This window comes from Terasakiispira papahanaumokuakeensis, from assembly GCF_001709345.1.
Taxonomy (GTDB): domain Bacteria; phylum Pseudomonadota; class Gammaproteobacteria; order Pseudomonadales; family Halomonadaceae; genus Terasakiispira; species Terasakiispira papahanaumokuakeensis.
Genome location: NZ_MDTQ01000001.1, coordinates 3,701,267 through 3,713,814, shown reverse-complemented (window position 1 = coordinate 3,713,814; position 12,548 = coordinate 3,701,267). Strand labels below are relative to the sequence as shown.

At 53.0% G+C, this 12,548-nt stretch carries 5 protein-coding genes; 1 reads left to right on the top strand and 4 read right to left on the bottom strand.

The window, feature by feature from the left end; all coding sequences use genetic code 11:
• Positions 1-308 precede the first annotated feature (308 nt).
• The 4 genes from BFW38_RS16225 to BFW38_RS16210 form a co-directional block, all read right to left on the bottom strand.
• Positions 309-4,919 (bottom strand): beta strand repeat-containing protein, encoded by a 4,611-nt coding sequence (locus tag BFW38_RS16225; protein WP_068999830.1) that lies wholly within the window; start codon positions 4,917-4,919, stop codon positions 309-311.
• A 392-nt stretch (positions 4,920-5,311) separates the two neighbouring features.
• Complete coding sequence (locus BFW38_RS16220; protein ID WP_139116652.1) at positions 5,312-6,889, bottom strand: tetratricopeptide repeat protein; 1,578 nt, start codon at positions 6,887-6,889, stop codon at positions 5,312-5,314.
• A 650-nt stretch (positions 6,890-7,539) separates the two neighbouring features.
• Positions 7,540-9,561: a CHASE2 domain-containing protein gene (locus BFW38_RS16215; RefSeq protein ID WP_068999828.1), complete on the bottom strand. Its 2,022-nt coding sequence runs from the start codon at positions 9,559-9,561 to the stop codon at positions 7,540-7,542.
• Positions 9,558-11,303 (bottom strand): FecR domain-containing protein, encoded by a 1,746-nt coding sequence (locus BFW38_RS16210; protein WP_068999827.1) that lies wholly within the window; start codon positions 11,301-11,303, stop codon positions 9,558-9,560. Before BFW38_RS16210 ends, BFW38_RS16215 begins: the two co-directional genes overlap by 4 nt.
• Positions 11,304-11,745: 442 nt before the next feature.
• Here BFW38_RS16210 and BFW38_RS16205 point away from each other — a divergent pair, with 442 nt between their 5' ends.
• Positions 11,746-12,447 carry a Crp/Fnr family transcriptional regulator gene (locus BFW38_RS16205; protein WP_068999826.1) on the top strand — a complete coding sequence of 234 codons (702 nt, stop codon included), beginning with the start codon at positions 11,746-11,748 and terminating at the stop codon, positions 12,445-12,447.
• Positions 12,448-12,548: the final 101 nt, after the last annotated feature.

Sequence of the window (12,548 nt, the reverse complement as noted above, 5' to 3'; positions counted from 1 at the left end):
GTGACCATAGAGGCTCACGACACATTCGCTTGCAAGCAAGCGCCTACAGAAGGTTAAGAGATTGAAACGGGTTTTGTAGGAGCGGCCTTGGCCGCGAAGGGGGTATGTTGGATGGCCACAGAGGTTCACGGCACATTCGCTTGCAAGCAAGCGCCTACAGAAGGGCCAATAAAAAACCCCCACCTTCCGAAGAAGGCAGGGGTCTTTTTACGACAAGTACTTTACTTCAACTACTGTACTACCACTACGGTATCACTAAGCCTTGAACCTGCCCCGGCCGAAGCCGGGTCAGGCATCACATCAAGTGATTAGGCAGCAACGATATCGCCAGCAGCTAAGTCACCGTTAACTGTCCCGATCAGAGACAGTTCAGTATCAGCGACACCGGCTGCACCATTAGCGGCAGTGTAAGCATACAGCGCAGTATCAGTACCATCTGCAATGGCGAAGTAAGCAGTCTCACCATCAGCCAGATCAGTCAGGCCTTCTGCATCAGCTTCGCTTGCAATGAAGGTCGCCGCATCTGCTGGTGTATTAGCTACAGTAGAGCCAGTAGTCAGCAGGTAGACGTTGCCAGCTTTCAGAGCAAATTCAGTGTTACCAGTACCTGTATCGCCATTATCGATAGAGGTCTCAACAGTGCCCCCTGCCAGGCCAGACAGGTCGATCTTATCTGTACCAGTAGTGAAGCCAGTGATGGTTGCTGCTGTAGTCGGAGCTGTATCTTCGAAGTCGAAGGTTTCAGTCGCAGCAGTTGCCTCAACAGTTTCACCATCCAGCGTGTTGACGGTCAGGGTGTCAGATGAATCTGCACCAGTGACCAAGCTCAGCTGAGCCGCAGAAACTGTCGCAGTGACATCATTCTCACCCACACTGATTTCATCAACACCCGCAACACTCAGATCCAGACCAGACAGATCAGTTGTTGTGCCAACAGTCGCGATGACTTTAGCAGCACCATCAACGATCGTTTTCAGGGCTGGATCCAGATCGGTGTAATTAGTGCCAGTCAGGTTATCCGCTGAATCGACGATGTTATAGGCATCCGTCGGTGCAGTGAAGTCGGTCTCCTGGATGTCCTGGATAGAGAACATAGGCGTCGTGTCACCGTTGTCACCACCGTTGTCAGACGGGATGTCGTCAGTCGGGATAGATACCGGAGCCGAACCTTCGAAGCCATCTTCAGGATTAGCAGCAGTTGTCAACGTGATCGCACGATCATTGTTGCTCTGATCACCTGTCGGCAGGGTAATCACATTTTCTGTACCGTTATCCAGCTCAACGATGATCTGGCTGTTCGTGTCAGAGTTGGAGTAGAACAGAGTGCCATCAGCAGCTAAAGCTGCTGCCTGAGCCTGAGACATTACCAGGGTAGAGTTCAGGACAACCCCTGTCTGGCCACCGGCGCTCGGCAGGAACTGAGACGGACGCAGGTTAGACACATCCAGTGCACCACCATCGATGGTCAGGTTACCAGTCGCACCATCAACATCGATGAAGCTGTTCTGAGACAGAACAACGGTCTGGGCTTCGCTGGCGAAGCTGAAGGTGATGTTCTGGTCAACCAGACGCAGGAAGTATTCCTGAGTCAGGTCAGCATCACGACCGACAGTGATTTCCAGATCCTGAGCGTCGCTATCCAGCAGCTGACCATCGGCTTCTTCTAAAGTGAAGACAGAAGAGGGGCTCGGGTTGTTCGGCGTGCCAGCATAGCTACCTGTCAGCAGATCAGTATCAGTCACGGTGTCACCGAAATCGAAGGTACCGATTTCAGAGACGCTGTAACCACGATCGCTTTCGTCAGTGTGATCAACCACGATGTGGAAGAACTTGTACTCACCATCGTTTTCCGGGTTTTCAACGGCAATCACGTGGTTCGTCTGGTTGCTGTTGTGCAGGTTGCCCGGTGCGTTGCTGGTCAGCTCAGTCGGTGCAGTGAAACCAGTGAAGCTTGTCGTCCCTTCGAGGTCTGCTTTGATTGCAGCCGCATCCAAAGAGCTCCAGTTCTGGGTCGCTGTACCATTGGTAAAGCCATTCAGAACGTCAACAGTGTTGGCATTCGCAGTATTCACCGGAATCACTGTTGAAGAGATGTCAGACCCGGAAGTGCCGTCTTGACGGTCAACCAGGTAGGCACTCAGATCAACTTTGTCTTGCGCCGCGTTGAAGTGGACGATGGTGTTCTGACCCAGGTTAGTGCCGTCGATCACGATGGTGTCGGCACCGTTGCCTGTACCCAGTACGATCAGGTCATCACCTGTTCCTGCATTCACCACGTTGCTGCTGACCGCGGTGCTGTCAGTACCGGCATTAGCCAGCTCTTGCTGACCGGTCAAATCAGTTGATGTGGCCGGATCACCCAGGACAGTATCCAGGTTGGCAGGCAGCGCATAATCAGACTGACTGGTCGCTTCAGCAATCGCATTGGTCAAAGTGGAGGCATTGCTGGAGTTCCAAGCGGTCGCATCAGTCGTATCGACCGGTGTGAAGGCGACTTGCAGGTTCTCATTCACGACCTGACCATCGATGTTGGAACGAATGATCAAGCTGCCATTCGGGCCGTCTTCTGCGGTCAGCAGGCTGCTCAGCTCATTACGCTCACCGTTCAGGGTCGGCGTGTTGATCGCTTCTTTGATCGCATCGTTCAGCGCTTTGGCGCTACCGAAGATGATGCTGTCATCCAGTTGAACGGTGGCTTCAAAGCCTTCGTCACCCAGGGCAGCGGCCGCATCGTCAGACAAGGTGACGGTGACAGACCCTTTGTAGACAATTGAGTTTGTTACGCCATTGTTGGTGTAAGCAAAACCAAAACCAGTCGGGTTGCCATTCACATCTTCCGGTGCACCTGTGCCATTGAAGATCCAGGTCGCTTTTTCACCGGTGTTATCGGTGACGATAGTGTCGTTACCCGCACCAGTGCTGATGTTGGCATCGCCCCAACCTTTGGTCCAAACGAAGTCTGAGCCAGAGCCAGTGTTAACGTTGATGTTATCCAGGTTGGACTGGTTGTTATACCAGTTCACATTGTTGGTGTTGTAACCGTTATCGGCCACGTCAACCACAATGGTGTTGTTACCTGTACCGGTGATGTTCAGGTTGAAGTCGTCATGACCGACGGCTTCCTGAGCCACATTCAGAGTCAGGTTGTTGTTGTTGGCGCCCAGCTTGTAGTCATAGTTGACTTCGCTGTACTGACCCGGCATATCCAGATCACGCGCAACTACGGCGTCAGTGATGTCAGACGTGACAGTCAGGCTGTTGCCATTGAAGCTGGTGGAGTCAAAGTCTTGAACGTCAGTCAGCTGACCGATCACCAGGTCACCATTGGCGCCATCGGCAACAGAGTCAACCACAACTTCGTCCAGATCCAGCTGACCGGGGTTTTCAACCGCGTCAGCCGTGCGTGCAGTCGTGCCCAGGCTGGCGATGTTGCTGTCACGATCAACGTGAACCAGCAGTTTTTCAACGCCTTTAGTGCCCGACATACCACCGATCACAACGTCACCACCGACACTGCCGCGGCCAACGTTGTCCAGCGTGATGTCGCTGGTGATTTTGTTGGTGATGGTGTCAGGCTGTTCTGCAGTCGCGCCACCTTTGATAGAGAAGGTACCACCGACGGATTGCGGATCGAAGTTCACGTCTTCGAATTCGCCGCCGGATGCATCACGGATGATGACGTCAACACCGTCAGCCGGTTCAGAAACAACAGAACCATCGGCTTTGGTGATGTCGATAGCGGTAAAGGCGTTACCCAGTTCAACGCTCAGACCTTCCGCTTGCGGAATGTCGGCCAGGGCATTCTGGATCGCAGTGACCAAGCCTTGGTAAGTGCCGTCAACCGGCGTGATATCACTGATTTCGATATCGTTGCCATTGATGTTGAATGACAGGTTGAACTTCAGTGTCGCCAGCGGCTGGTCATCAGTACCACGGCCGTCGTCCAAACGCAGTACGATCGCTGAGTTAGCGGTTTCGTTCGGCTTGGCGCGCAGCGAGTTAGAATCGAACAGCACGGTGAAGTCTTCGTGGTGATCGACGCTTTCCATCTTCAGCTTGATGTCAACAGTCGCTTGAGATTCTTTGATGCGGACATCCTGAATGGTCAGGTTGTTTTCGCTTTCAAAGTTAGTGAAGCTGTTAACGCCTGACATTTTGCCCGCGTCCAGAATGGTGTCAGTCACACCAGACAGCGCTTCAACAGAAACATTTTCAACGTTAACCGTGGTCGGTACAACCGGTACCGGCTGCTGAGCCAAGTCATATTCCGGACGCAGTGTTGCCTCCAGGGTATCAACGCCAGCGCCACCGTCGATGACATCACCAGAACCCAGGCTGTTGGCAGACTGGCCTGCATCATTCTGCAGAACGTTGGCGATGATGGTGTCGTTGTTTGCGGTGCCAGTGACCATGTCATCAGCAACAGACAGACGGAACGTTTCGCCCGGCGTACCCGGATCAGTCGGTTCAGTCGGTGTTTCACCGTTCAGAACACCGGCCAGATCATCCAGGTTTTCAGAGTTACCGTTATAAGCAGCAGCATTGGCCACTTTTTCTTTGAATGCGGCACGCGCTTCTTGCAGATCAGCATTGGTGATGATCGGCAGTACAGACACGGCATTCGCAACAAACTGTGAGCGCTCGCCGCCTGCATCCAGAACCGCGACAAAGTCAGCTACGATGCTGTCAAAAGATTCCTGCGGGACTGTATCGCCCAGCATTTTCTGCATGAACTTGGTGGTGAACTCTTCGTTAGAGAGGTTTTCACCGTACATGCTTTTGAACACGCCGGTGTTCATCAGGAAGTCGGCCAGGTCTTTCTGCGTGTTAAACGCTTTACCCAGATCATCGGCGAAGCCGCCCGGTGCAATACCCAGCAGGCCAGCCGTGACGGCAGACACTTCAGTTTTAGTCAACATATCTTGTGTAACTCCTTGATCAAGGGTTAGTCATCTTGTGAGTTTCAGTTCGACTTTTGATTGATACGACACTGAACTCAAACACCAGGTAATACGCTTGATTCCATAGCCGTATACCAGGATTCCAACAGATCAACGCTATCAATGCGATAGTCGCTGATCATCGACGATCCAAGTTAATGGATCTTGTTAAAAGCTTGTGTGACGTCAATCACACGAACCATCAATTCATTATCATGCTTTTATGAGGCACCATTTAAAATGGTCAATAAAGCAACAGCCCTCATATCAAAGGCTTCAACATACTAGTCACTTGCCCCGGCAGTGACAAGCCAACAATCCCGCGATGGATCAAGATCTCTGTGGTTTTTTGTGTCTATATTTGAATATCCTCAGAATATCCACAGGATACCCACTTCATATTGGGTATTTTGATGCTCAAACAAGGCCAGATTGCTGCGCTGTATTCGACGCTGGACACTCAACGTCAGTGCTTTAGAGGGCCCGATCGGCTGTAGATATTGGGCGGCATAGTGATATTGACGAATCTGTCGCGGCGCGCCGTCATCCAAGAGTGGACTATAACCGCGCCGATCTTCCAACTGTGTCCAGCCAAAACTGCCAGAAAGCTGGCCTGATGCCACCGGATAAGCCATTTGCCATTCAGCATTCCAGCCATCACGATCCCCGCCGATACGATCAGAATGAACCCCCTGATTCAGTATGCCGTGCACTTTTAATGCGGTATTGAATCGCCCCCATTGGCACTCTAATGCGGGGCCAAACCGTTGCTCACGCCCATCAAGCCCACGATCACCGGGAAAGCGTTGATACAGCAGGTTACCGGAAAGCCCTGGCTGACATCCTAGACCCGAGACTGGCGCCAACCAATCCAACGCACCATCCAGGCCAGTGTAAAGCAAGCTTCCGCCATACTGGAGCCCCTGCCCACTCAAGGATAAATCCAGCTGCCCTAAAGCGGTGTCATAGTGACGCCCAACCTCTAGCGCCAGCTGATGGGCACTAAAATCCGTATCATGCGTGTTACGACTGTTGAGGCTGGCTTTTGCGTAAAAGCGGCCATCGGTTTTTTGCTGCTCATAACGCAACCCCCAAAACAGGCGCAGCGTATTGCCTGCTTTAGGGCGATCATCCCCGGACAATGACAGGGCCAAGTCAGTTTCAGGCAAGGTCAGCCGTATCACTGACTGGTCAGGCGCTGAGTTTAAATTGGTATCACGGCCAACGGAGATCATCAGCTGTTGATGCCACTGACTTAATGCCGCTCGCCATTGTTTGCGACGCGCTTGCAAGCGCTCACGCAGGCGGTCAGGCATACCGTCTGCCGACAACAGCTCATGATTCAAATCCAATGCCGCAAAAGGCTGGCCGGTGAGAAATAAAGCTTGGGCATAGTCAATACGAGCGCCCCCTTGTTGCGGGTCCAGCATGAGCGCCCGTTCAAGCGTTTTGAGGGCCTCATCGAGGGCACCGGTATTCAGCTGAGCGGCGCCTAACAGGGATAAAAATTGAGGATCATGATCACAGGCGGTCACCAAGGGGGAGAGCTGCACTTTCACTTGCTGCCATTGCGCCAGATTTTGAGGCGGCACGGGCATAACCACATCACAGCTGAACGCTGCGGCAGGCGGCTTAGACCGAGATAAATCAGATTGAGAGAAATCAGACCCCGATGAAGCAGACTGAGATGAAGCGAACTGAGATGAAGCGAACATAGGGGGGGCAGACCAACCTGCCGGAGCAGCATCATCCGTTGGCTGCAGCGTATTCAGAGGGCGCTCAAGGCTTAAAGGACGTTCAGGGCTTAGAAAATGCTCAGGATTCAGAAATCGCACAGGCGAGGGGGATCGCTCATCGGCGCGGGCCAAAACAGGACAGGCACAGTGCACCACAGTCAAGAGCAGCAGCACGAGGAGACGATGACGCCATAACGGCAGGCCGGGTCTCATGAAGCGCTGGACAGCTGTAAAAATAGAGGTAAAAACAGCATGGGCAAAAGAGGTCGTCGGATTATGGCTCAACAGACAAGGCAACCTTCACTATCATCCTTTGATTCAATGTGTGCCATCTGAGGCAAGGCCACACACCCGTCATTACACATCAGTCACGAGCCTAGGTCCATCTCTTCAAGACTTCCAAGAACATCGCCTCCAAGAACATCGCTTCCAAGAACAGCATTCATACAATATCAAGAGGCTAATTTTATACCCGTGCCAGCCACAAGGCCAAGTCAATGACTTCCACACTCAATCACAACACTCAATCACAACACTCAATCACAACGCTCAATCACAACACTCAATCACAACGCTCAATCACAACACTCAATCACAACGCTCAATCACAACGCTCAATCACCGAATTCAAGGCCTGTATCAGACGCTTCACCAGACCCCGTTTTCCAGACCCCGTGTTGAGCCCGCGCAGAATCTAGCGTGAGCACACGATAAGTGCAAGCACTGACAACAGCATTCATACAAGATGATGACATTAAACCAACAGACCGATATTAAACCAAGCGCAACTCACGACAAGGGGTCAACCCTCAGGAGGTGATGTCGATTGATGAGGTCTTTTGGTCTCTTGGTTTCGTGATCTCTTAGGAGGATCGCCCGCCTTTAATAAGCCGAAGATCAAGCTGTAAGCTCTCCTCGTCTGGCACAGGCATTTCGGGGATATGCTCAGGCAACAGCGCATAAAGTTCAGAGGGCTGGCGCAGTCCTTCCAAGATATATTGTCCTTGCGATCGTAATTCGACACGGCCTTTGAGCTGACGCGCCATCTGTTCGCCAATCAGTACGGGCTGCCCTAAATCAGCCGTCATCGCCTGGATGCGCAATGCGGAGGTTAAGGGTCGACCCATCAAGGCATGATGGCGACGATGTGCCGGACCAATTGATCCCACTAATGCCGTACCGGATTCAAGGCCGACCGCCACGCTCATCGGCTCCAACCCGGCCATATTGTGCTGCGGTAATATTTCTTGCATACGGGTCACCAGCAAGACTGAGGCTTGCACCGCTTGGGATAAAGCCTCCTCTGGCGCCAAAGCGTTATCCAGCGACCAGGTGGCAATAATGGCATCCCCTTTGAATTCATGGATGCTGCCGCCGCACGATTCGACCAATGAAGACGCTTCAACGAAAAAGCAGTGCAATAGCGCCGCCGCCGCTTCGGCTGATTGCGCATCCTGGAAAGCGGAGTAGTTGCGCAGGTCAGCACATAAGACAACGAGCTTCTGGCGACGTGCCTGAATCGCATTGGTCGGCTGGTGGTAAGCAATTTCATGGGCCACATGCCCAGGAAGATAACTGCTCAGGTTGTTGTAGACCCGCAAACGCTCAACCCGAACGCGGCCGTATTCCAGCAATAGCAATAAAGCCGCAGCGACATTCGCAAATAACGCAGCCGGCAACCAACCCAACCAGATGTTATGGGCCAATAGTACAAGGCTATGCAGCACGACAGCGAGGGCAGGCACCACAAGACCCGCCAATGGCAAACCCAGGAAGCTACTTTTACCGGGCCTAGAAGCCAGTAACCATAAGACCCCAGAAATCACGAGCATGAGCAAGAGCTGCACGCCGAGCCAGCCTTTGGGGGTATAGGGGACACGATCGTCCAGCAGACTCGCGATCATACGGGCTTGTAACTCAACGCCAGGGGTCATACCTTGATGCGGCGTGGGGACAACATCACCCAGCCCAAAAGCGGTGGCGCCGACTAAAGCCCAAGTGTTATCCAACAAAATATCGGGCTGTTGATGTTGTAACACGTCCAATGCGGGCACCACAGTAAAGGCATTGGGCGAGAGCCGATAGTCCAATCGCATATTGCCGTCATGATCAAGCGGAATTTGGACGTTGGGGTAAGCGGTTAAAGTGAGTATCCAAGGCGCCTCAAACAGGCCATGCCCGGGGGTTAGCTTAAAATCTTTGGCCTGAAGCGGGCGTCCTTGGTGAAGTTCATTCACCAGTGCGCTCAATGCCAAAGAAGGGTAAACCTTGCCTTCGACACAAATCAAAGGCGGCACCCGCCGAATCATACCGTCCTCATCAACGATCGGCGTGATATAGCCTTTAGCCACTGAAGAGAAGTCAGGCTGATTCGCCAGAAAGTATTCTGTCACAGGGATAGGCGGTCGGCAGCGCATGCCCTCAATCGCCCCACTCATCGCCCCTGATTGCAAAGGCTGCTGAGACTGAAGCAAGGGCACTTGTGCCAACACCGCATGGGTTTCATGCAAAGTCGCCGCGAGCGAGTGGTCACCTGAACGAGATTCGGGAAGCACAATGTCATAAAGCTGCTGACTGACACCCGCCTCAGAAAGGTCTTGAGACAACTGCTGCAAACGCTGTCGCGGCCAAGGCCAGCTTCCCAGTGCCGATAGGCTGCGCTCATCAATCGCCACTAGGGTCAATCGCTGCTCAGCCGTATCTTCCGGAAACCAGACCCACCCCATGGCCCCAACCCGCTCTTCCAGCAAGCGCAAGGGAGACTGCCATAACGAGAGGCATAGCCAAGTCAGCCCGGCGGCCAGTAGCAGTACGATCAGCCTTGAAAGCCTAGGGCTCAAACTGAACGACCAGGCCAAGGAAGGCGGTAGGCGCCTGGCTTTCACGGGCGCGCTCCCCACAAGGTAATCCCATCAATGCGGCCCTGAGCGACATTATGCCAAAACATATACGCGGCTTCTTGACCATCCAGGCTTGTCGCCCCCCCAAGCGCGCTAGAGGAGTTATTAAAGTGCCCTTGAAATAAGCCATTGTCAGAGACAGCGCCTGACATCACAAACTCAATCTGTCCGGTCTGCTGGCTATCCATCTGCAATAACGTCGCAAATGAACCTTTTGCAAAATCAATACGCAAGGCGCCTGCGGTCACCCCCATATCGGTTTTGTCGCCGGAATGAGAGGTCAGCGTTGCCGCCGCGTTATGCAGCGCAAAATTGACGGTGCCTAGGCCAGGCATCAATGTAGAGGAATCAGAAGAGCGGCGCATTAAGCGATACTGGAGGCTCGGGTTATTCACTTTCGCGACATACCCTTTCTCAACGAGTTCTTCATAAGGAAAGAAAAAGTCAGGGGCCGTTTCAGCCGCATCGCCCCAGTAACCCCACACCAGTTGACGCCGGCTTGAGTCTGGTAGCAGGCTCCCATCGCTTCCTCCGATTTGCGGCATCATGAGCAAATCTTCCGGCTTCAGCGGTCTTTGATCGGCATCGCCAACCCCTTGAGCCGCCGCATCGGAAATCATGGTCAAACTGTTGCCATCATCGACCAAAACGATTTGTAAGCCCATCCCTTGCTCTTGGTTAGCGTCATTATCTGACTCTGCGGCAGGCGTATGATCTTTGATTAAAGCCAGCGCTTTCATCACCATGGCCGATGAAGCCTCTTCATCGTCATCATCTTTTTTCTGACCATTTTGACCTTTGCCTGAATCACTTTGATCGGGGTGTTCAAGTTCGGGAGGTTCCATACCTGTCGTGGGATCAGCTGTCGTGGGATCAGCTGTCGTGGGATCAGCTGTCGTGGGATCAGGTTCTGCCACTGGGTCTGATGTCGATGGCGCCTCTTGGCTATCCTGGTCATCCGTCGCCTGAGGCTGACGGCTGAGTTCTTGCCCATCGCGCTGAATAATCCGAGAGGTTAATGCCTCGTCCAACTCCATCTGTAACAGCCGTGGCTGCTTACTCAAACGATCCAACTCCAACACTTGATTCGATCCCCCTCGAAGCTCAATCCCCCCATCATTACAAGGGCCCAAGCCCGAAGCGAGACAGTGGTCCGAAAAGGAGGCCATCACAATGGCGCCTTCGTTGACAAAGGCTCGAATGCGATCAGCACTGGCGCTTAAAATATAATCGGTGCCTCTTACGCCAATCGCAGCAATCGGGGTGTTCATGCGATAGCGATCACGCGCCGCTTTGGCCCCTTTACCTGACACGGCACGGGTGACCCCTTCTTCAAGGTTGAAGCGAATGGTGGAGTCTTCAGGGTGATCGGGGTTGTACTGATAGCGTTCAACATCGAGGCGGCTGTTAGGTCTGACGCTGACTAAGCCATCGTCAATAAAACGAATGTGTACATGGCCATTGCTGTGCGTCACCACTTGATCACCTTCACGAATAAGCGTGCCCGTGCGCGCCTGATCCTGGGTATCATTGTCGTGGATAATTTGCCCCTGCCCAATCGCCAACGTGACCCGGCCTACGACCGTTTCACTTGGGGATTGCCCATCAGCAGCCTGCGCCATCATGGCCAGTCCTGACATCAATACCATCAGGATGAGCAAGCTCATCCGTAGCCTCGATGGATAACACAGTGACTTCTGTTGATCGACCACTTGGCAGGCAGACATGTCTAACCTCATATATTGTCGTATCGTACCGGATACAAATCGCACGAACATTCGATCAATCAAGATGACCGATTGAACATCGTGCTCAATGATGCATCAAAGCATTGATCAGTATAACGCCTATTAACTGTGGCCTATTAACTGTGGCCTATTAACTGTGGCCTATTAACTTTGGCCTATTAACCCTGGGCTATTATTAACCTTGGACAATGAACTCAACCGCCTCTTTAGGTTTAGGCGCCAGGGGTAATCTATTTATAATGGCATTCTAGCCGACTCAATTTCCCTTGGCGTGACTGGAGTCACATGCATGATGCGTCTGATCTGGTCAGATAACGGGCTTCAACAAGGTACGATGGTCAATGAGTGTTCATCACGCGCAGTACAACCAGGGAATTCGATATCATGAGGGGCGCCTTGATCCAGAGAATCAGAGGACTGAATGGCTGTTTCCACTGAGCTACTGAGCCGTTTCGATATCCTCAAAACACTCTCGCCTGATGCCCTGGAACAATTGGCCAGTCAGAGTGCATTGCGTAAGCTGGCCCGCAGAGGGGTGGCCCTGAATGCTGGGCAGCAAGAAGAGTTTTTGTGTTTTTTATTCGAAGGGCGACTCCAAGGCATCGACTTTACGCTAGACGGCCGTGAAGTGGGCTTGTATTTCGTCGAGCCCGGTGAGTTTTGTGGTGAGGTCGGGCTCTTTGACCAAGGCCCCCAGCCTGAGTATGTGATGGCGCTGGCCCGCTCACAGGTGGTGATGGTGCCTATGGCGACACTCAGGCAAGTGATGTTTGAATCTCGCCCGTTAATGGAAGCCTTGTGTGCACGAATGGCCTATCGCGTTAGAGCCTTGACCTCGCATCGAGGCTTGCTGGCATTACCGAGTGTGGCGCAGCGGGTCTGCGGGCAGTTGTGGATGCTGCTACAAGCCAGCGCCGGGCGCCAAGATTCTCCGCCGTTGATTCAACATCCACCCACACATCAGGAGATGGCGATCATGCTCAACCTGAGCCGAGAGAGTGTCACTCGCGTCTTTCAGACCTTACAATCCCGTGCGGTCGTGCAGCGGGATGGCAACACTCGCCTTTTGATTCCCGATGCCAGCACACTCGAAGCCTTGGCCAAGGGTGATCAGGAGCTGTAATGCGATCCCAAACGCTCATCTAAGACGGTCATTCATGGGCGCAGGGAACACTCGGCGATCGCGGGCCCTTCAGGTATGATACGTCACCCATATGCGGAGAC

What these genes read in the sequence shown, in the direction of transcription:
- BFW38_RS16225 (WP_068999830.1), bottom strand. Translation starts at nt 4,919, where the DNA reads ATGTTGACTAAAACTGAAGTGTCTGCCGTCACGGCTGGCCTGCTGGGT.
- BFW38_RS16220 (WP_139116652.1), bottom strand. Translation starts at nt 6,889, where the DNA reads ATGAGACCCGGCCTGCCGTTATGGCGTCATCGTCTCCTCGTGCTGCTG.
- BFW38_RS16210 (WP_068999827.1), bottom strand. Translation starts at nt 11,303, where the DNA reads ATGTCTGCCTGCCAAGTGGTCGATCAACAGAAGTCACTGTGTTATCCA.
- BFW38_RS16205 (WP_068999826.1), top strand. Translation starts at nt 11,746, where the DNA reads ATGGCTGTTTCCACTGAGCTACTGAGCCGTTTCGATATCCTCAAAACA.